Raw genomic sequence first — 21,761 nt, 5'->3', positions numbered from 1 at the left:
GCTAACCTCCATGTATAGTTAATTTTTTTATTCCAAAATGATAAATAAATTTCACAGCAATGCAAAAGAACAATATCCAAAAAAATTGATTCATTATAAGACTTATCATAGTTGTATAATCGTTTCCTCCTAAGAATATACTTATCGGTGTATGTATAATTGTTTGAAAAGGTAAAATTTCACAAATGTTTTTCAGCCACTGAGGGAAAAACTCGAGCGGAACAAGCGCCCCTGAGAACAAATTAACTATTGCAATTCTTGTCCACATTACTCCTTGAACATTATGAGTCCAAAACGACATTAACGAGGATGTATAAACAACTAAATATTTTATAAGAAGGGCATTGATAAAACTGAAGAAAAAGAATAACATATTAAAATTAAAGTTGAGGTAACCATTACCTAGAAATAATAGAATAATAAAACCAATCATTAGATTAATAACAGTTGTAAAAGCAATGGTGGTCCCAATCTCAGTCATAGTGTTTTTGTTGTGACTCATAGGGCGAATGAGTGTCATAGCAATCGAACCGTCTATAATTCTTTTAGCGCATCTATATTCAGAGTTAGAATCAGTATTTATAATAAAAACTAGAACCAGATAGGTTATCATGTCACTCCACGTATATCCAGCAATTACCGATTGTCCTGCATATATCGTTCCCCACAGATTCAACATTAAGATTAATGAAATAATACTAATAAATATATCAATTAAGGTAGTTACCGGATAAGCTATCTTTACTTGTAGAGTACATTTAGCAACTGACAAATATTTTTTCAATTGTCTTCCTCTTTCCCAAGATTAAGTGTGCCCTCATAAACTTGTTTCAATATATGTTCAATTCCTGTTTGCTCAGTTTGCATATCAATTATGTCTACAACACGCATAGTTCCATCAAGTACTTCCTTCATTGATATTTTAGTAGAATCGAAAGAAATGGAAAATTCTCTATCTGAAGTTCCCTCTATACTTATATTTGAACCGTTAATCTGATTGTACAGTTTACTAATATCAACAAAATCCTCTGTTCTGACATGAATTTTTCTAAATCGGCCGTAGGTATCTAATATATAGTCTACTCTTCCGTCATAAAACACCTTTCCTGAATCAATCAAAATTAACCTCTCACAAATCTCTTCTATATCTCCAATATCATGTGTGGTAAGTAAGATTGTAGTTTTATATTCCTTATTGATAAATTTCAAAAAAGCTCGTATTTTTTCTTTAGCAACAATATCTAGTCCTATGGTCGGTTCATCAAGATATAAAATTTTAGGGTTATGTAATAAAGCTGCTGCTATGTCAGCTTTCATTCTTTGACCTAAAGATATTTTTCTAGCAGAAAGATGTGAAAATTCACCTAAATTAAGTATTTCATTAAACACTCTCAAATTTTCTTTGTAAGTTTTGTCATCAATCTCATATATATCTCTTATCAAATTAAACGACTCAGATATTGGTAGATCCCACCACAATTGAGTCCTTTGACCAAATACTACTCCAATTTGTTTCTTGTACTCTAATTTTTGTGTTTTCAAGTCAATGTTGTTAATGGAGATTTTACCTTCACTAGGTTGCAAAATACCTGTTAGCATCTTAATAGTCGTAGATTTTCCTGCACCATTTTTACCTAAATAAGCAACGCTTTCTCCCTCTAAAATTTCAAAATTTATATCATCCACTGCATTTTTATAAACATGTTTCGGTGCAAAAAAATGCTTTATACTTCCCCTTAAACCAGTTTCTTTTATAGGTTGTTTATAAATTTTTTTTAAATTTTCAACTTTAATCATGTTTAATTAGCCCCTTCATGTTTTATAGATAAAATCCAAGTTATACATAATGAATTTAATTAATCACTATGCATAAAGCCCTTTTGGTTAAATCCAGCCATCATATTAGAGGCTAATATACGGCTTTTAGAGGTAAAAGCAAAAGTGGTGAGAACTTTTTTTAAAAAAATATTACATTGATGTATCTAATTTTCGTTGTTATTCGCATATCTTAGAACTTTATTTTCATTCTAGCTTACACCTAGAACATTTGTCGTATTTTTCTTTATTTCAATATATCGTGATGAGGGGTGCATAGAGCCGCAGATCATCTTTGACATTTACTTTGAAGACTAAACAGGTTACTATACCTATCGCACACTTGCTTCATATGCATATGGATATAAAATTCAGATAATCGTCGTCATCCCGAATAGATCATTAAACATCTCATTGCAATGTAGGTTGTTCCATTCAAATTCCTCCTGGTAAGCGGTTACTATTGTCCTCGAGGATTATTAGGTATAATCCTTGTGCCTTGACGTATTGAGCAGATTCATACACCTTCATAAGGTCATAATCTGAATCCAACTCAAAGAATGCAATACTTGTCCAAGTTATACTTTTCTCTTTAGATATAGGCATCCTTCAAGTTTGCCGATTTGACACCATTGCTAACGTAAGCTCGACTTAATATCCAAACCAGGCAACAATTTCATTACCGAAGAGTCAAACTTTTCAATTATTTGGCATTTCAAGTTTACTCACTCTTTCGTTTGACAAAAACACAGCCAGTTTGACGAATGAAGAAACTCTTCAAACTCTCGTGCTGGTAACGAAACCGAAAATTAAATGCATCGAAATAGAGGTTCGTTTTTTTATTTCCAAAGAAAACAGGCATACTTAAAGATACATAGCGACTTTCTATCATTTTCAAACTTGAAAGTAAACTTTAAATGCGAGTTAAATCAAAGCTTTTCTAATTTTAATTGAACTATATTTAGAAGTTCTTCCTCAAATTTATTGGACACTTGATCAGTACTAAAACGTTCTACTGATTGTGAGCAAATTTCAGATTCTGGTAATTTTAAAGATTTATTGATGATACCGTCCAAAATATCGACAAGCGCTTCTTCATCTCCTGACGGAAATAGCCATCCATTTTCACCATTTCTCACAATGTCTGTTGGGCCGGATGGACAATCACTTGAAACAACCGTTATTCCTCTAGAAAGAGCTTCTGCTAAAACAAGACCAAAGCCTTCATAGTTTGAAGCAAGCAATAAAACATCTACTTCTCGTATACATGACCATGGGTCATCCTTCCAACCCAACCAACTAATTTTGTCATTTATTTCTTTTTGTTCAGCTAATTCAATTAAATCTGGATAATTTTTCCCCTCACCAATAACTGTAAAATGCCAATCCCCTTGGATTTGTGACAAAGCATTGATTATTAAATCTACTCTCTTTTGATAATTATACAATCTACCAACATACAGTAATTCGATCCTCCCGGAACTTGATCTAGGTATTAATTGATCTCCTAAAACAACGGGATTGTATATTAATTTACTTGGTATTTGAGGAGTGAATTTCTCTAAATCCTTAAGTAAACCACTGCTAATACAAAGGTGACCATCAGCGTAAGAAACCATTTCCCACTTTCTTATATTTGTTAGATTGAAATGAAGCCAAGTGACTACACTACAATATATATCTAGAATTTTTACTGCTTCACTCGCTATTTTAGTTGAGAAAGGAGAAAGTGTAACAATAGCATCAGGGAACGGTTCCTTTTTAATAATATTCACACATTCTAACAATTGAGTCGAAAACTTATCTTCCTCATCTTGAAACTTAGTTTCAACACTAAACATATGTTCCACTGGTAGAAACCTTTCCCAATAAGGATCATCAGATTTTTCAGTTAATATAAGCTTTAATTCATGCCCACGTTTCAATAGTGATGTAGCAATCAAATTAATCACTGTTTCCATACCACCACGTCCGCCAAGTTTATAATCGACAAAAAAATATAATCTCACTCATTCACCTTACCTTTCTAATTTCATTGCAAAACTTAGAGCACAGACCAAGCTAGGAACGAAAACGTTTTACAATATGACATATTAAATATCTTCATCCCTTTATCCTCCATAAAAAGAGCCTTACAATTCCAAAACAGATAGAACCCTTTTACTTGCAAACTCTTCATTATTTGATAGTAAAATCAGTGTAAATTACTTAAATAATGATGAATACAAAAAAAGCGCTTTCATTTATATCGTTAGAATACTTAACAATATTCTCTTTGTACAGGTCATCATAACCTGCCGGAATTTTGGAGGTCTGTAATGAAGCCTAAGCATACTTTTTTAATATGTATTAATTCCACTTGTATTATTTATTAGATACTTCTCAATCTTGGAACTTCACATCCAACATTACCCATTATAAGCCATTTTGTTCAATAAAACAACATTATATGCAAGAATAGCACTAGATGAATTAGTAATTGAATAAGTACTACCACAAATGATAATAATAGTAGCCTTCATTTGAATCTGTTCTTTCCAAATGAACCAACGCATTTGTTGCACTGGATAGAAGGAATAGAAACAATATGAAGCTAGCAAGTACTTGATTATTCATTCTATATTTCTAATCCTATTTTCCTACGCATCATAAAATACAATATATCACAAATGAATATAATACTCCCACTAATGAAAAATGCTTCTCTCACTTGCACTACTATAAGATACTTGGAGTGTTCAGAAGGCCATGAGCTGTTTCCTCTAGTCGTTTGTTTTTTTTGGAAAGACCGTAATATAAAATTAGATAGAGCAGGGAGATTGTAAAATTTAATGAATTTTCGGCACGAGACTTACCTTATTAGTGTCTATATCCTTTCCACTTATTGTTAAATATGATAAAAATATAGCCCCTGTTCATACACTGCCGTTACCTTCAATGGAGATCTTGGCTATAGTCACATTGTCAACAATAAACTTTAGTTCGTATTCATAAGTAAAGTCTTTAACCCTGGAGTTATCTTGTTCTCTTTTTATATTCTAGCCCTAAAACAGATCATACGTTAACTGCTGCCCAGCTTTCACATCTTTATCTTTTGTAGACCGAAAAAGTGACTTAACTGATTTTAGGAGCTCACCTTTGACATTAACATTTCCGATGTGCTTTATATTGATCGAGTGGACGAATCTTCCCATCCGGATTCGGAAGTTCTTTCCGTCCTGCAGGCTGGGAGCGATATGATAGGTTCCGGTTATCAGCTTGTTTCCCAGTTCCTCCAGGAAGCGCTCGGCACCACACTCCTGAACGATGGTGTCTAATGCCACTCCATCGCCCCCCCCCACTGCCTTAACCTGTTTCCATGCTCCCCAGAGAACATCTTCTCGGTAAACCTTTTCATATAATGCATGAAACCGGCACCTTGGATGCTCCTTGGCCGCCAGATATAGTACGTTTTGAAGTTGTCGATCTTTTACTTTGGCTTACCCAGACCGGACTTTCACCGGCTAGTTGTGTCTAGCTTGGCTAGGCATGCAAAACAGAAAAAAGTCTTTCAGATTATATCTGAAAGACTTCCACATTCCTCAACAAAAAAACAATCAACCAAATCTACCACTAATATAATCCTGCGTACGCACATCGACTGGCTCGGCGAACATGCTTTGGGTAGCTGAATACTCCACTACTTCGCCGTTCAGGAAGAAAACAGTCTGCTGGGATACACGAACGGCTTGCTGCATGTTATGAGTCACCATCACAATGGTATAGTGCTCCTTCAGTTCATGCGTCAGCTCCTCAATCTTGAAGGTAGACACGGGATCAAGCGAAGCAGTCGCTTCATCCATCAGCAGAATATCCGGCTCCACTGCCAGCGCACGTGCGATACAGAGGCGTTGTTGTTGTCCACCAGACAGACTTAACGCAGAGCGCTTCAGGTTGTCTTTTACCTCATCCCACAGGACAGCAGATCGCAGGCTCTGCTCTACAATCTCATCCAGCTTTTTCTTACCATGAATACCATGCTGTTTAGGGCCGAAAGCCACGTTGTCATAGATGGATTTCGGAAAAGGGTTCGGTTGTTGGAAGACCATGCCGATCTTCTTGCGAAGGGTCTCCACATGGACTTCACCGTTATAGGTATCAGTTCCCCCTACGCTACTTTGCCTTCAATCCGTGTGCCGGGTATCCGGTCATTCATACGGTTGAGCGTACGCAATAGGGTTGATTTGCCACAACCCGACGGTCCGATAAATACAGTAATTGCCCGCTCAGGAATTTTAATGGACACATCCTTCAGCGCTTGAAACTGACCGTAATACAAATTCAATTTATTGATCTCAATAATAGGTTGCACAAGGCGCCCTCCCGGGTTGAAATGGAATGATTTGCAGATTCAGCTTAAACAGTTGGAGTTGTTCCAGAGGATACCGAGTAGCGGCCCCCTCTTTCATCAGGCTTGATTTTTACGTGCTTTCAACCACAAGGATACACGGAACAGCACATTAATGAGCAACGCTATAAAGATCAGCACCGCTGTGGTTTTCTGCGCAATTTCCTCGGCATCCGGCAAATGGCTTCCGATTGAATTTACCAGAGATGTACGGCAAGGGTTCCTCCCGGCGATAACAAATTAAAGTCCCACATCTCCCCTGAGGTAGACACTCCAGCGGTTAGAATAATGACGGCACTCTCACCAAATGCCCGACCTGCCGTCAGGCAAATACCCGTCATGATCCCGTTGATAGCCACCGGCAACAACACTTGGCGGATCGTCTGAAGATGCGTTGAACCCAGCGCAAACGATCCATTGCGAAGTTCCACCGGAACTGCCCTGACGTATTCCTCCGTTACTCTGGTTAGCACAGGCAGGTTCAAGAAAGCCAGACTGACGGCTGCGCCCAGAATGGTAAGACCAATTTCAAAAAAACTCCACAAACAGGGCAATACCGAACAATCCAAAGATGATGGATGGCACAGAGGACAATCCCTCCACGCAAATACGAACGGTCTCGATTAGCTTATTATTTGGTGCAAACTCTGCCAGATATATGCCTGCCGCCATACCAACCGGGATGGAGATGAGCAGGGACAGAATCAACACATAGAACGAGTTGAACAGCGCCGGGCCGATCCCTCCCCCTTCTTCAATCTCACTAGGAACACCATAGAGAAAATCCCAGCTTAGCAGAGGCAATCCTTTTGTTCAGCAGCAAGAATAACAGTCCAACAATAAATAAAATGACGACAATACCAACGCCCCATACCATGCCGGTAAAGAGCCGATCCATCACCATCGATGAACTTCTCCGTTTGCCAAAAGAATAAGCAGCGTTCGCCTGCTTCTTCACACTCATACGTTTCGGTCCCCTCTCTTCTGAAGCAGTCTTACGATAACGATCATCAGGATTGATATCGCCAGCAGGATAAAGCCCATCATGTACAGACCATGATTCCAGGTAGAGTCGAATTCCACACTAGAGCCTTGCATGACGATATTACTGGTCAGCACGGCTGTTGGTGTGAACAGACTATTCGCGAGTTGCGCTGTATTACCGATGACCATCACCACCGCCATCGTCTCACCGATCGCACGAGTCATCCCGAGAATAACCGCGTACATAATCCCACCTTTGGCAGCAGGTAAGACAACACGAGTCACGGTCTGGAATCGGTTCGTACCGAGTGCATAGGCTGCATCACGGTATTTGTTCGGTACGGCAGATATGGCATCATCACTGATCCGGTTAATCGTAGGAAGCACCATGATGGTCAGTACAATGGACGCAGCAAGTAATCCGTCAGCCAGATCACGTCCACTAATATCCCTTAGCCAGGGGATGAGGATCGTCAGTCCCAGGAAACCGTATACCACAGAAGGAATACCCACCAGCAGATCCAAGACAGGACGCAAAATATGGCGAAGCCATTTGGGTGTCATTTCGGCCAGAAACACGGCAATGTGACAGAGAGTGGAATGGCGAACAACATTGTGAGACCCGTAAGAGCCAGTGTTCCGAGGATAAAGGTCAGTGCACCATAATGTTCATTTTCCGGGTCCCAGTTCGTGGAGAAAAAGAATTCACGCAGCGACACATCCGCAAAAGTGAGAACGCCGGTACGAAGCATCAGGATTAAGATACATAAGAGAACCAGACATACAAAGATCGCACTGCCGATACATACCATGCGAAACAGGTTATTGGACCACCTTAAACGCGCCTTACGGTTAAACCGTGATCCCGATTCAGGAGCCTTGCCAATACTTGTACCAAGCTCACTTGTGGCGGGGCTGTTCGTGGATGGATTCAAATCAATCATGAAGTGCTCTTCCTTTCACATAGAGAAGCCAGCTTGCGAACGTGCGCAGAAGCTGGCTATCCCTGTTCTTATGAAATGTGAGAATGACGAACGTTTGAAGCTCCGTTATTTTACAGCCGCAAGCGGAATGAATTTCAGCTTTTTCAGGGAACCGTTCTGGAATTTGCTGCTTTGGATGTAATCAATGAACGCTTTGGTTGCACCGGTAGGTTGACCTTTGGTCATGTAATATCCGATACCCCATACTTTGTAGGTTTTGTTCAGAACATTTTTCTCTGTTGGTGCAACGCCATTGGTGGATACAGCCTTCATTTTGCTAGTTACATAAGGAAGGTCAATATAACCGATCGCATTCGGTGTCGTTTCAATGGTTGTTTTCATATCACCGCTGGAGCCAACTTCTTTATAGTTATCGCCTTTGCTCATGAAATCCTTGCCGTCGAGCGATTTTTGCTGGAAGTTGACCCGTGTGCCGGAACCAAACTTACGGTTAACAACAACGATGTTGGCGTTCGCACCGCCGACGTCTTTCCAGTTGGTCACTTTGCCAGAGAAGATATCCTGCAATTGTTTCGTGGTCAGACTGCTTACACCCACATTGGTGTTAACAACAGCCGTAAATACCGTTACCGCTACCGGATTGGCTACCATTCCATCAAATTTCTTGAAGCCAGGTACATCCTTGGATGCGTCCCAGTCCACAGCACCAATGTCGGCAATTCCTTTACGTACGGATTGAGGGCCTGTAATGGAACCTGCGGCGGAAGCCGAGATTTTAACTTTTGGATTATCTTTCTTGAATTCACTTGCAGCCTGAAGAGTCAGTGGAAACAACGCCGATGAACCGTTGATGACAATTTTACCTTTCTCTGTGCTCTTGGCAGCGGATGCCGTCGTCGCTCCTCCAAGTCCACCAATTAGCGATACAGCCATAAGCATTGCTGTGAAGGGTTTGATCCATTTTTTCATTTTTATAAACTCCTCTCGAATTATAAAATAATTAATATCAACACGTGTCTATCATTCTGGATCAAAAAAATTACTTCGTAACAGCTCTCCAGCTGCCAGCCGCTTGAACCAGAACCCGGCCGTTTTCAATCACGGCGATTTGTGGTCCGGCAACGGTAATGGAGGATACATCGGAAGATACGGTATATAACTTGGTTTGTTTTCCTGTCACCGTGTCGATGGAAATAATGACGCTATTGCTGTCATCTTGCGCAACCAGTACGTACAAGACGTCACCCGATAGAATCGCTTGCTCTACATCGTGAACGCCATACACCGTTGTTGCCTCCTGGGATGAATCCACAGATTGCAGCGAAGCATTGCCATCCTCGGATGGTACACTTACGTAGTAGGCTTTCTGCCCGTCAACGGACCATACAAACACTTTGTCATCCGTTGAAGTCGTTAACTGCACCGTGTGACCATTTAACTTAATCACCGTAGTTCCACTATGTACTTCCGCTTGCGCGCCAATAGCCTTGATCACATCACGGAGCGACACAAGGGTCTCACCATTCTTCACGATGGAACGAACAACGACGCTGTTTCCGTTTATTGTAAGCGTGGAGTTATGCACCTGAGCTTTACTAGCCGCAGGTTTCACTGCTGGAGCAGCTGATACTGCACTAACCACAGAAGTTGTTAATACTGTGGCTACCATGGACACTACTAACACCTTTTTCATTGACATTGGCTTTGGTCACCCTTCTTTTCTCCATATAAATTTGCCTTGTATGCCGTGCCCTGCTGTCTGGTATTCTGCATGTATCATCAGTATGAGAGCTTGTCCGCCTCATCCCCCCAAACTTCCACGTTCATAGTAAAAATGACCTATCACGTTTGTAATTATAGGAGCGAATTGTAAATGGAAAATCCCGGAATTTTTAACGAAATGTCAATGTTTTCATATCAATACATTCATATGATTAGACACACAAAATGACCCATACAGAATGTATGGGCCCTTGCTGTCATTATATATTTTCTCATACATTATACTGTGGCAAACACCTGATCGAACCCAGCCTTCGACTTGGCAAATTGTTCGTTCGTACCAAGATTCGATGCCGTTGCCAGTACTTCCTGAGCCACCGCACCATTGTAACCAATCGCCTGCAGATTTCTCAGAAATCCACCCAGATCAATGACCCCTTCGCCGGGATACAAACGCTCATAATCCAGCAATTCTTCAACGGGTAGATCATAGGCATCATTAATATGAACATGAACAATCTGCTCTTTCTTCAGTTTCAGCAGATCTTCCATCGGTAAACCATTTGTATGCCAGTGATAGGAATCTACCAGTAAACCTACGTTAGGCGCATGGATCGTCTCGATCCAGTCCAGCGTATCTTCCACACGCCAGATAAACGGATTCTTCCATTGTGTCCGCAAATGGTGGCAGCCAACAAACTCCAGACCTAACTTAATCCCGTAAGCATCCAAGATATCTGCACAGAGTCTCAAGCGTTTCGTAGCGGCGGCCATAAATTGCGCTGCCGGTTGATCCGTTGAGGGTAAAATATACGTGCAACAGCTATAACAGTTTAGCGCAGCAGAAGCTTCTGCCATAGCGACCAACGATTGCAAACCCTCACGAAACTGCTCATCTGTCGTCCGCCACTCTACCGTCAGGCCCGATGAACCGATGATCACCTGATTGCTTTCCAGCAGATGTTGCGCCCGTTCTTTGCCATACGTCTCAATCAATGAGAGCGGATTCAAATCTACAGATCCGAATCCGTGCTTGGCCGCTTCTGTGATATATTGTTCATCAGACTCGATATTGCCCAGTCCCGCATTCGTTAACCCTCTAATCATCCCAATCTCCTCCTGTGACTCGTCTGGAATTGCAGCTTGTGTATCATTTTCTTTATCATTTTATAATAGCAGTACTCTCCGAAAAAGAAACCATCAAAAAAGAGCCGCAACAACGTTACATTAACGTCATTCCCGCTCTAACATCTCTATCACACGCTCTCCAGCGCATACCGGTTACGCGGAATCTCAAGACCCAGATTCTCCCTTAGCGTCTCATGTTCATATTCTGTACGGAACAGCCCTCGTTCTTGCAGAACCGGAACAACGAGCTCCACGAAATCTTCCAATCCATTGGGTACTACTGTACGAACATTGAATCCGTCTGCCGCTTCGCCTTCAAACCATGCCTGCATCTGATCTGCGATCTGATCCGGTGTACCAATGAACGATGTACGTGGGGTAGACGCTAACAACGCCACTTGGCGCAGGGTCAGCCCCTGTTCGCGTGCCTGCTGCTTGATCTTGTCCGTTGTACTGCGGAAGCTGTTGCTGCCGATCTCCCCAATCTCGGGAAAAGGTTCGTCCAGCGGGAATCGGGAGAAGTCATAATGATCGAAGTACCGCCCCAGATAGTTCAACGCCTGATCAATACTAACAAGTTCGGCAATTTCCTGATACTTCTGCTCCGCCTCTTCCTCAGTTCTACCCACAATCGGGCCGATGCCCGGGAAGATCAGGATATCTTCTGCCTGACGTCCATATGCCACCGCTCTTGCCTTCACATCCCGGTAGAACTCCCTTGCTTCCTCCAGCGTCTCATGTCCTGTGTAGACGGCATCCGCCGATCGGGCGGCCAGATCTTTACCAGATTCAGATGAGCCCGCCTGGAAAATCACCGGATGGCCCTGCTTCGAACGCCCCACATTAAGTGGACCCTGTACCGAGAAATGCGCTCCCTTGTGATTCAGCGTATGTAGCTTGGCAGGATCGAAAAATACGCCCTGCTCTTTGTCTCCGACAAAGGCATCGTCCTCCCAGGAATCCCAAAGGCCTTTGACCACATTCAAATGTTCTTCTGCAATTTCGTAGCGCAGCGCATGGTTGGGATGTTCGCCTTTGCCAAAGTTCAGTGCCGATCCTTCCAGAGGTGAAGTAACCACATTCCATCCGGCTCTCCCATCGCTTAATTGATCCAACGAGGCAAATTGCCTCGCAACCGTGAAGGGTTCACTATAGGAAGTAGACAATGTAGCAACCAGCCCGATGTGGGAAGTTGCCCCGGCGAGTGCGGACAGAAGCGTCAGAGGTTCAAAGCGATTGAGAAAATGAGGATTGGACTTCTCGTTGATAAAGAGACCATCTGCAATAAAGAGCAGATCAAACTTCCCTTTTTCAGCGATACGCACCTGCTTCTTGTAGAATTCCAGACTAACGCTCGCGTTAATTGGAATATCCGGGTGACGCCAAAAGGGAATGCTGTTACCCACTCCGTTCAGATTAGCTCCCAACTTCAATTGTCGTTGCGACATATATATTCCTCCCTATGTTGTAGTGATGACCATTCAGTTCAAGTCCGCCTGTTTCACATTACTAACTCTGACTGCCCAAGCCGCTCCCAGCAACACAATCCCTGTGAAGAGAAAAATAAACGGAATGCCGATCCATCCACCGAGTAAACCACCGATTAACGGTCCAAGTACAATACCGAACTGACTCGCCGTCTGACTCAGACTGACAGCCCTCCCACGAAAATCGTGATCAGCATACTTGATGATCAGCGCATTAAGCGCCGGATAGACTGCCGCAAAGAACAAACCATAAACAAATCGCAGGCTGCCAAAATAAATCAGATTCGTTGCTGTCATCTGCAGCAGACTGCCAATTCTACCGCCAATCAGACCAATAAATAGTGTTTTCTCGTATCCGATCCTTCCACCAATCTTGCCCCATCGCGGCCCCATAATGACGGTTGCCACACCAATCGCCGAGAAGACAATCCCTGCACTGAGTGTTGCACTGCCAACATCTCCGCCAATCTGGACGACATAGAGCGTCAGCACCGGTTCGATGATGAGCACGGAGGTAGAGACTAAGAGAATCAAACCATAGATTCGCATCAAACCCGGCGTGGAAGCCGCTCTTTTCAAATCCCCTATGATCTTCGTTGGAACGATCGTACGAGTTTGTCGTGACTCCTTAACACCCAGGACCATTAGAGCCGCGAGCAATGTAATTACAGCGGATGCAATGAAACATCCCCGCAGTCCGATCCAGTGACTCAATACACCACCGGCAAGAGGACCAAGAATCCCACCCGCAGCGCTGGCCGTGGAGATCACGCCAAGTGCGTAACCCACCTGTTTCTCCGGAGTATTGGTACCGATCAGTGTAATCGAGGCGGGATGGAAACCAGCCATGAGTCCCTGAAAGACCCTCACCGCGATAAACGTATACGGATCATACACAAAGAAGTTAGCCAGATGTGCAATGCCTAGCCCCACTCCGGAACGGACCAGCATCAGTTTGCTGCCATATTTATCAGCCAGTGATCCCCAGAAGGGTGCGCATAATCCGCTGATCAGAAAGCTGATGGAGATCGAAATACCCGACCAAGCTTCCAAGCCGCTCTGGATACCGAGATCATTTTGCAGGAATATAGGAAAGAACGGAACGAACAGCGAGTACGCCATATGATTGAAAAACAGGCTTAACCACAGAATATACAGATCTCGCTTCCATTGTGGCATCTTGGCATTCTCTATACTATATAATTCCTATATAAAAAGCAGGTCATTATCCATATTAGGGTAACGTCATCGGAACGTATAATAGAAAAGTTCAATAGACCCATTCAAGAATTATATGAATGGGTCTATCTTATCGTAGATACATCGTATTTAATTATTGTCCTAACTGTGATTGATACTCGTATTCGAATACATGTTTCATAATATCCAATTCCATATTTTTCAATTCAATGATTTTATCCAGCATGACATCATACTTTTTGTATACACCCTGCTCCATGATGAATTGATTCATATACATGACCAGATTACGGAGTTTTAAAGCTTCGCTAACCAGTTCTTCCAACCTTATTTTTATCGAAGGATCGGGGAGAAAGTCAAATATGGCTTGAGCAAGCAGTTGTTTATGTTCGTAAAGCAGGTGAAAAGGATGTATAGCAAACGGCTGATTTTGCATCCCTTCCTTCTGCATCCCCAGCATATCAATCATCTTATCGTATATTTCACTTCCAAGATAACGGTGATCCTTTCTCAGAACACTGCGAACTTGATTAGTCTCTCCTACGTATTCTTTCAAAATATTCATTAGATCCTCTTTGGAGAACTGGAGAACCGTTTCATAATAATATTCACTTGGTTCCTTGTACTCTTCTGTCTTTTCAATGGCCCATATTCCGTTTAGGTAATCCGTAGACCATTCAGCATCGAAATTCGAATCTTGAATAACAGTGATCTCATCATAGGGAAGCCATTTCTCACCGTAGAATCCATCCCAAAAATCATGGCACAGAAACTCTTTACGATCCGAATCGAATCCAGAGATGAATACCTCATGTTTACCACCACCAGGAATATTTCTCAGGAAATAAATATAATTATTCTTTTGAATTAGTTCCACTATAAAATCTTGCAGTTCCCACTGTTTTAAAATCATATCTCTATCGTACACCCTTGTAATCAACATAGGGCATGTCGACATTTTGAATTTGTGCCAAGGATAATACTGTGAACAGACGTCCAATCCATAGCCCCCTTCATCATTGTGATGCAGGATGACCAATAGATAATTATGATAAATCCAGCTACGTGAACGTTTGTCCAAGTCCAGCATGGAAAAGAGACTCGCGTGATGTGGGTAGGTAGTCATTAAAGGCTCGTTCACTTGCAATTTTTTAATCATGACTGATCTCCAATCCTGAGCAATTTATTAAGTTATGCTTCTCCAGGTCATGGATGGCTTCCAGCTTGCTTGTGAATTTTCTCCACTGATTATGTGTCATATTCTCCCGATATACCGCCTTCGCCAGCACATTACGTAACTCACTCCAATGATCCTGTATTGCCTGAGCAGCAGAAACAAGATCGGTATGATGTTCATATAACCGTTGCATACGATAGGTTTCGACCTTTTTGGCATTCACAATGTCTACAATGGATTGTAGAACAAGTTCAGCATAGACCATATCAGGTGAATCTTCTTCATTGAACTGATACGTCTTCTGTATGAAGGAAAGAAGATGGCTCAGTTCCTGATTAATATCTCCTGGTGTAACGCGCACATGATCAATAAACATGTCACGCAGTTCTCCCAGCATGATGCTGTTTCTTTTGTGTGAGACAGTTTCACAAGCTGAAAATGCGTAGAACGTGGGTACTTCTTCTTCCTCCATGAAATGCCGTACGAATCCTTCGTAAGCTTGTACAATATCTTTCATAGGCATCTCCATCGGTTGATACGTGAGATTGTCCCGGTGATCATGTTCTATTACATGGAACACTTGCCGTTGGAGATCATACCCATAGATTAATAAGGAATGTGGCCAGTGGGTACGTAAATACATGTCTTTGCGCAAGGACTCGTAATAACAGTCCACTCGAATAATTACTGGGCGGTCCAAATTAACCGCTTCTATAATCTCTTTTCGTACATCCTCGCTGTAGGTCTTCGTTTCATAAGTTATCCCCATACGCTCAATTAGCTGGTCATCTGATAATACAGCTTGATACTCTAATCGGAGTATGCCCTGATGTTCATCGAATCTATAGTGCATTCGGTCGTTAATCATCACAGGCAGTACACCAATAGAATAGAAGTTCAATACGGGAAAGAGTGAATTATAGAAGCAATTTTTGTAGAAAACATCATTAAACGGCTCTACTCCTGCGATGATAACTATTGGCCTATGGGAATGATGTAATATAAGATGATTCGCTTCCGCCGTTGCCCCGACTTCCTCGGTAAATTGCTTCATTGCACCATCTGTCTCTGGCATATCCTGCTCTTCAAGAAGTATCTCTTTTTCAGAGTTATACTTATCCGCTTCATATCCCTTGTTTCGAAGCACTTCAGCCAGTGATGCAATAGTCTCATGCCGCATCACTTCATCAGCAGTAAGCGGAATACTCTGCCTCTCCATATTCGCCTCAAGTTTGATGACATTCAGTGAATGCCCTCCAATTTCGAAGAAGCGGGCATGAACGTCAATCTCTTTTAATTGCAACAGATCCGACCACAATTCGGCGAGTACCTGCTCTAATGCATTACGTGGAAGTGTAATATCTGTCCCTTCTCCCTGTAAGAGCAAGGGATCTGGAAGAGCTTTTCGGTCCAACTTCCCATTGGCCGTATATGGCATATGATCCAACATGGTGTATCTGGAGGGCAGCATATATTCAGGCAACTCTGTCAGCAAAAAAGATCGCAATTGCTCCTGATTGAGACTTTGGCTCTCCGTTACTGTGTAATAGGCACATAACAGGGACTGCCCATCCTGATCTGACCGAACTGTGACCGCAGCAGCCGAGATAGCCGGGTACTGGAGCAACCTGTTCTCGATCTCCCCGAGTTCGATCCGATAACCACGTATTTTCACTTGAAAATCGGAACGACCCAGATACTCCAGATCTCCATTAGCATTGAGACGTGCGAGATCTCCTGTTTTATACATATAAGCGCCTTCATGAAAAGGATCTTTTACAAACCTCTCGGCCGTAAGCTCAGGTCTGTTCCAATAACCTCTGGCTACTCCATCTCCTGCGATGCATAACTCTCCCGTTGCTCCGATTGGCATATGCCGATGCCGCTTATCCAGAATATAAATACGGGTATTGGCAATCGGATGACCGATCGAAATTGTCGTGGTAGGCGAAAGTTCCTTAATGCTCGACCATATTGTTGTTTCTGTGGGCCCATACATATTGTAGATGCGGGCAGAGGTCATTCCCGCTACCTCTTCATACAAGGCATACGGTAGAGCTTCGCCTCCAATCATCAATATTTGGATTACGCTCCATACCGGTGAATCGACTGTAAGCCCAATCTGAAGCATCCGCAGTCGAGAAGGCGTTATTTGAATTAATTCAATGTTGTGAGTAACAATTAGATGCGCAATACGGCTTGGACTTAACTGATCCTCTTCTACTGCCATGATCAGTGTTAACCCGTTAGCGAGTGCCCCAAGCGTTTCCAGTACAAAGATATCAAAGGAGAATGTTGTGAGGGCGAGAATTCGTTTGCCAGCCTCAAAAGAAATGCTGCGGGATACACCTTCCACAAAGTTTCCTAGTGCCCGATGTTCAATCATGACCCCTTTTGGCCTGCCTGTAGATCCGGAAGTATATATCAAATAAGCCAACTGCTCCGACGAAACAACTGGCAGAGAGATATGTTGTTCATCCCATTCTTCCATGCGAGAAATATCGATTATTTGTCCTGTGTATATGAGTGAGCCGATCAGATCGGGCTTCGTTAGCAAAATCGCAGCCTGGCTATCCTCCAGCATGAACTGCAAACGATTATTTGCATATGCGGGGTCCATTGGCATGTAAGCAGCCCCCGCCTTAAGTACACCCAGCATAGCCAAGAGCATGTCTTCCGATCGCGTTAACAGAATTCCTACAATAGCGCCTGATCTTACTCCCTGAGCTAACAGGTATTTCGCAAGTTGATTTGATTTGCAATCCAAGCTTTGATAGGTAAGGATATTTTCTCCGCAGATCACTGCGGGAATATCCGGCTGTTGTGCAGACCAAGACTGAATCATCTGGATGATTGAACGAGCTTTAGGAAAACGGATCTCCGTATCATTCAGATGTTCAATAACCTGATCTTCCTTGCGCGAGAGCATCTTTATATGATGTAATCCCTCATCTGGATGGGCTGTACAAATAGAGAGCACACGCATCACGTGGTCTACAATCTGTTCAATAGTTGCTGGAGAATATATTGCGGCATTGTAATTCATGCGTAGCGCCAGCCCCACTTTAGACATTTGAAGTGAAAACACCATATCGGCTAGGGGGCCTGTTTCCTGTAGATTCTCCTGCATATTGTCCATACGAACCACAGTGGCCACCCTTGGCAAGTCTGTCCCTTCATGACCAAGCAATTCAAGAATTTTCTCCAGCGAAAGATGGTTAAACTTTTTGGCCGCACCCACAAGGGTCCTGAGCTGAAGAACGAGTTCCTTAAAAGAACACTCTTCACCAAAATTGATGCGAATAGCACGTAGTTGACTTGAATTTGTTGCACCAGACGAAGCGGGAATACCTACAGTTATATCGTCATTGTCCAGATAACGGTGTAACACGTATGTGACACCTGCCAGAAGAAGAATAAATGCCCCTGCTTCGGTGTTCCCGGAAATGCGAAAGATTTGTTCTGAAACAGGTTGAGGAAATGCAATTTGCATCTCCTCAAACACTTGCTCACCCCATGTTCCCCTCGTTTGTTCACTAGGAAACATGCTGAATTGAAGGTCCCCCGAGAGATGGTTTAGCCAATATTGCTTCTCCTCTTCGAACTTTCGGCTCGATAATAGCAAATTTTGCATGAATGCACCTGGCTCTGCTGACAATTAGCACGCCTCCCATTCTCTTTGGGATCAAGAATAATCAGATTAGGTTGAGACCTTTTTTCTTTGCCATCTTTTCTACCTTGCGCAGCATAACGATTGAGATAATTGTATACGAAATGGCAAAAAAGATGAGAATGCACCATTCCATCCAGATCGGTGCAAGGGGCACCCAATCTGTTTTGAAACTGTAATAACGCACCATATCATACCCCCAGGTATAAGGCAGGAGATATGCGATCCAACGAACGACTGCCGGAAACTGGTCCACTGGGAAATAAGCACCTGCTACAAATTCAAACATGATAAACAAAATACCCACAATGGATGAGACCTGGCGGTACAGAATCCCCAGTAGTGCAATCATGACGCCAAGCGCCATTAATGCAACGATGACCACAAGACAGGTGACTAGAATCATCATGGATTCAGCAAAGTTGAGACCTGCGTACAGAACAAGCAGAATATACATCGGTATGAACACAATGACATTCATTAATGCACTGGCTACAACCGTCCCTACATAATACGCATAACGAGAGATTGGATTGCAGTACAGATACTCCAAAGTGCCGTTATGGAGATCATTCGTCACGGCGCCGAGCGGTGCGTTTAACGCTACTCCGTAGAACAGCCATACAAGTATTGCACCCAGATAAAAGATAAACAGGTTATCTCCTTGAAGTACATTCTCTCCCTCGTATACAACAAACGTGGACATCAGCAGGAAAAAGAGTACTCGTAGACCCAACTGTAGGAAGTTACCGAAGAAGTTGGGCAGATACCTTACAGCAATCTGCAATTCCTTCACGGTTGTTGCCCACACGACGGTGAAAAATCCGGTAGGTTTACCTATCGCTTGCAGCTTTAGCGTTTCCTGACCTGTCCCGGTTTTAGCGTATTCGATACTCACTGTTCTCTGCCTCCTGCCAATGTGTACTCTAAATTCTCATCAGACTTCACATAGAGCTGAACAAACAAATCTTCAAGAGTTAGTTGTCTATGCTGAATGGTCGTATGGATATTGCCTTCTTTTAATTCACTAATAACCGCGCCCATCCCGTCGTACAGGTTCGTGATTCCGAAGGAAACCGTGTCTTCCTCCTCACGAATAATAGTGGAAGTTACCTCCGGCAGAGCAGTGATTCGCTCCTGAATGGAAGGGGGCAAGTCTGCTCTGGGAATGTCGATGAATTCAACTGCGCCCAGATTGGATTTTAGTTCGGCAATTGTACCTGTTTTAAGGAGCGTTCCTTTGCGCATCAGGGACACACGGTCCGTCATGTCCTCTACCTCAGTCAGAATGTGAGAGGTCAGAATGATGGATTTCCCTTCATCCCGCACATAACTTTTAATGAACTCACGTACACGTCTGGAGATCACGGGATCCAGGCCCTTGGTCGGTTCATCCAGATATATCACTTCAGGATCATGCAGCAGGGCTCGCATAATGACAACGGTTTGCTTTTGGCCTCCCGATAATTGCATGAATTGCTTGTTCAGATGTTCCGAGAAATCCAGATACGTACTTAATTTGTCAATCTGGTTAGAAATCTCTTGTTTGCTAAGTCCGGTAAGTCTTCCAAAGAATATTAAGTTCTCTCGAACAGTTAATCTCGCATAAGCAGAGCGTTCAGTATCTTGACCCACGTATCCAATTAGTCTCCTGATGATGTTCGCATCGGTATCCAAATCGTAGCCGCCGATATTGACAATTCCGGAGTCCTTGGTCAACAGAGTCGCCAGGACTTTAATAAATGTTGTTTTCCCTGAACCGTTGGTCCCCAGAATTGTGTGGATCTCACCCTTGCGAAGCTCAAAGGACATGTTATCTAACGCTAGGTGTTTACCATAGGACTTAGTGACGTTCTCAGCGGATAGCACTCTCACTTGTTCTCCCCCTTTATGTATTGCCTGTATTGCTGAATTCATGGGAGGGCGAATACGCTATTACAGCGTATTTCGCCCCTAATGTAATCACTTTACGCCGACAGCTTCGTGTACCAGATACTCAGCCAGTTCGTAGTGATGTCCAGTATCATCAATGATATGATTCATCCACTGATTTCTTTCTTTAACAGGTAACTTTTTAGTTTCAAAGATGCCCTTGAGCAGTTCCAACGCTTCTATCATTTGCTCTTTTGAGGGTTTGTCCCCCGCATTTTCAACCTGCTCCTGAATTGCCTGGATTCGTTTGTAACGCTGAACAACACCTTGTTGATACTCTGCTTCATCCCAATTCTGGTTCGGCGTTGCCACTGCAATGGCTAAACATTTAGTTATGACTGTGGGTACTCCCTTTTTCTTCTTGCCATCCGATTGAAACATGCTGATCAATTTTTGACGTTCCGCTTTTTCACCAAAGCAGAGCGAATTGATATCAGGACAGTTCGTTTTAGTCAATTTATTCAATACATTTTTGGGTCCCATTTCGATGGCAAGTGTGACACCGAAACGCTCAAGGTATTGAAGAATCCGTGTCCATTGCACAGGTTTGACCATCTGATCTGTCAGCAATCCCGGAATTCGCTCCACATCACCATAAGGTTGACCTGTAACATTGGATAGTACCGGCCATTTGAACATATTGTACGAATACTTTGCCAGTTCTTGACCGAGCCGCTCTGCATCTTCCGCCATCAGCGAACTATGAATGGGTGCACTGGACATTAGGGGAGTAACCTGACCATCGGCATCCAATACGGCTGCTTCGATCTCCTCCAGTACGTATTGATGACCGGATACGGCAGCTTGTGTTGGCGAATTATAACAGGAGACCACAGCTACACCCTGCTCGCCGCTGTATTGTTCACAGAGTTGCTCCACAATGGATGCGTCAATACCGTCCATAATCGTCATGGATCCTGTGCCCCGATCAATATGAATCTGCATCATTGCACCGCGCAATTTGGTGATTTGAACAGCATTGGAAAATGTCATGGCACCTGAACATACCAACGCCGAATATTCACCCATACTGTGACCTGCACAAAATTGTGGTCGAATCCCCACTTCTTCCATATACACTCTGAAAGCCGCTACATTCGTTGCCAGAAGAGCAGGTTGCATGTTCTCATTCTGATTCAGTTCAGATAGACTTCCTTCAAAACATAGTTTTGCCAGATCCACACCTGCAACGTCACTCGCTTCCTCATACGTTTGCTTGGCAATGCTATATTGATCATAGAAACTCTTTCCCATACCTACATACTGAGAACCTTGTCCCGGAAACAGCAGTGCTATTTTTTCCATGTCGTAACCT

At 42.9% G+C, this 21,761-nt stretch carries 14 protein-coding genes and 3 pseudogenes; all 17 read right to left on the bottom strand.

The window, feature by feature from the left end; translation table 11 throughout:
* Position 1: 1 nt before the first annotated feature.
* The 17 genes and pseudogenes from IFU39_RS14825 to fabD all read right to left on the bottom strand — a co-directional run bounded on the left by IFU39_RS14825 (position 2) and on the right by fabD (position 21,751).
* Positions 2 to 784: an ABC transporter permease gene (locus IFU39_RS14825; protein ID WP_192133342.1), complete on the bottom strand. Its 783-nt coding sequence runs from the start codon at positions 782 to 784 to the stop codon at positions 2 to 4.
* Positions 781 to 1,797 carry an ABC transporter ATP-binding protein gene (locus IFU39_RS14820; protein WP_076217258.1) on the bottom strand — a complete coding sequence of 339 codons (1,017 nt, stop codon included), beginning with the start codon at positions 1,795 to 1,797 and terminating at the stop codon, positions 781 to 783. Before IFU39_RS14820 ends, IFU39_RS14825 begins: the two co-directional genes overlap by 4 nt.
* Before the next feature lie 947 nt (positions 1,798 to 2,744).
* Positions 2,745 to 3,824, bottom strand: coding sequence for a glycosyltransferase (locus IFU39_RS33415; protein ID WP_192133340.1), 1,080 nt, complete (start codon positions 3,822 to 3,824; stop codon positions 2,745 to 2,747).
* A gap of 1,035 nt (positions 3,825 to 4,859) precedes the next feature.
* Positions 4,860 to 5,138: a hypothetical protein gene (locus IFU39_RS14810; protein ID WP_192133338.1), complete on the bottom strand. Its 279-nt coding sequence runs from the start codon at positions 5,136 to 5,138 to the stop codon at positions 4,860 to 4,862.
* A 273-nt stretch (positions 5,139 to 5,411) separates the two neighbouring features.
* Positions 5,412 to 6,166, bottom strand: a pseudogene (gene pstB, locus IFU39_RS14805) (phosphate ABC transporter ATP-binding protein PstB).
* Between the two features lie 96 nt (positions 6,167 to 6,262).
* Positions 6,263 to 7,166, bottom strand: a pseudogene (gene pstA, locus IFU39_RS14800) (phosphate ABC transporter permease PstA).
* Positions 7,163 to 8,130 (bottom strand): annotated as a pseudogene (gene pstC, locus IFU39_RS14795) (phosphate ABC transporter permease subunit PstC). Before pstC ends, pstA begins: the two co-directional pseudogenes overlap by 4 nt.
* Positions 8,131 to 8,235: 105 nt before the next feature.
* On the bottom strand, positions 8,236 to 9,099 hold the full coding sequence (locus IFU39_RS14790; protein WP_192133336.1) for a phosphate ABC transporter substrate-binding protein: 864 nt from the start codon (positions 9,097 to 9,099) through the stop codon (positions 8,236 to 8,238).
* 70 nt (positions 9,100 to 9,169) lie between these two features.
* Positions 9,170 to 9,823: a stalk domain-containing protein gene (locus tag IFU39_RS14785; RefSeq protein WP_244660986.1), complete on the bottom strand. Its 654-nt coding sequence runs from the start codon at positions 9,821 to 9,823 to the stop codon at positions 9,170 to 9,172.
* 308 nt (positions 9,824 to 10,131) lie between these two features.
* The gene (locus tag IFU39_RS14780; protein WP_192133334.1) at positions 10,132 to 10,959 is read right to left on the bottom strand and encodes a sugar phosphate isomerase/epimerase family protein; all 828 of its coding nucleotides are present in this window, start codon (positions 10,957 to 10,959) and stop codon (positions 10,132 to 10,134) included.
* Between the two features lie 149 nt (positions 10,960 to 11,108).
* Complete coding sequence (locus tag IFU39_RS14775; RefSeq protein WP_192133331.1) at positions 11,109 to 12,428, bottom strand: LLM class flavin-dependent oxidoreductase; 1,320 nt, start codon at positions 12,426 to 12,428, stop codon at positions 11,109 to 11,111.
* A 33-nt stretch (positions 12,429 to 12,461) separates the two neighbouring features.
* Positions 12,462 to 13,646 (bottom strand): MFS transporter, encoded by a 1,185-nt coding sequence (locus IFU39_RS14770; protein ID WP_192133329.1) that lies wholly within the window; start codon positions 13,644 to 13,646, stop codon positions 12,462 to 12,464.
* A 154-nt stretch (positions 13,647 to 13,800) separates the two neighbouring features.
* Positions 13,801 to 14,826: a hypothetical protein gene (locus tag IFU39_RS14765; RefSeq protein ID WP_105601696.1), complete on the bottom strand. Its 1,026-nt coding sequence runs from the start codon at positions 14,824 to 14,826 to the stop codon at positions 13,801 to 13,803.
* The gene (locus IFU39_RS14760; protein ID WP_105601697.1) at positions 14,819 to 18,502 is read right to left on the bottom strand and encodes a non-ribosomal peptide synthetase; all 3,684 of its coding nucleotides are present in this window, start codon (positions 18,500 to 18,502) and stop codon (positions 14,819 to 14,821) included. The genes IFU39_RS14765 and IFU39_RS14760 overlap by 8 nt, the downstream gene beginning before the upstream one ends.
* Before the next feature lie 37 nt (positions 18,503 to 18,539).
* Positions 18,540 to 19,412, bottom strand: a complete 873-nt coding sequence (locus IFU39_RS14755) for an ABC transporter permease (RefSeq protein WP_047843969.1) — start codon at positions 19,410 to 19,412, stop codon at positions 18,540 to 18,542.
* Positions 19,409 to 20,389: an ABC transporter ATP-binding protein gene (locus IFU39_RS14750; protein WP_017686951.1), complete on the bottom strand. Its 981-nt coding sequence runs from the start codon at positions 20,387 to 20,389 to the stop codon at positions 19,409 to 19,411. Before IFU39_RS14750 ends, IFU39_RS14755 begins: the two co-directional genes overlap by 4 nt.
* An 87-nt stretch (positions 20,390 to 20,476) precedes the next feature.
* The gene (gene fabD / locus IFU39_RS14745) at positions 20,477 to 21,751 is read right to left on the bottom strand and encodes an ACP S-malonyltransferase (RefSeq protein WP_192133327.1); all 1,275 of its coding nucleotides are present in this window, start codon (positions 21,749 to 21,751) and stop codon (positions 20,477 to 20,479) included.
* Positions 21,752 to 21,761: the final 10 nt, after the last annotated feature.

The organism is Paenibacillus sp. CFBP 13594 (assembly GCF_014842675.1).
In the GTDB taxonomy this organism is placed as follows: domain Bacteria; phylum Bacillota; class Bacilli; order Paenibacillales; family Paenibacillaceae; genus Paenibacillus; species Paenibacillus amylolyticus_B.
Note: the sequence above shows the minus strand (reverse complement) of the source record. Positions and strands in the feature narration are given on the sequence as shown.

Excerpts from the sequence above, each read along its gene's own strand:
- IFU39_RS14820 (WP_076217258.1), bottom strand. The coding sequence starts at position 1,797 with ATGATTAAAGTTGAAAATTTAAAAAAAATTTATAAACAACCTATAAAA.
- IFU39_RS14790 (WP_192133336.1), bottom strand. The coding sequence starts at position 9,099 with ATGAAAAAATGGATCAAACCCTTCACAGCAATGCTTATGGCTGTATCG.
- IFU39_RS14785 (WP_244660986.1), bottom strand. The coding sequence starts at position 9,823 with ATGAAAAAGGTGTTAGTAGTGTCCATGGTAGCCACAGTATTAACAACT.
- IFU39_RS14780 (WP_192133334.1), bottom strand. The coding sequence starts at position 10,959 with ATGATTAGAGGGTTAACGAATGCGGGACTGGGCAATATCGAGTCTGAT.
- IFU39_RS14775 (WP_192133331.1), bottom strand. The coding sequence starts at position 12,428 with ATGTCGCAACGACAATTGAAGTTGGGAGCTAATCTGAACGGAGTGGGT.
- IFU39_RS14770 (WP_192133329.1), bottom strand. The coding sequence starts at position 13,646 with ATGCCACAATGGAAGCGAGATCTGTATATTCTGTGGTTAAGCCTGTTT.
- IFU39_RS14765 (WP_105601696.1), bottom strand. The coding sequence starts at position 14,826 with ATGATTAAAAAATTGCAAGTGAACGAGCCTTTAATGACTACCTACCCA.
- fabD (WP_192133327.1), bottom strand. The coding sequence starts at position 21,751 with ATGGAAAAAATAGCACTGCTGTTTCCGGGACAAGGTTCTCAGTATGTA.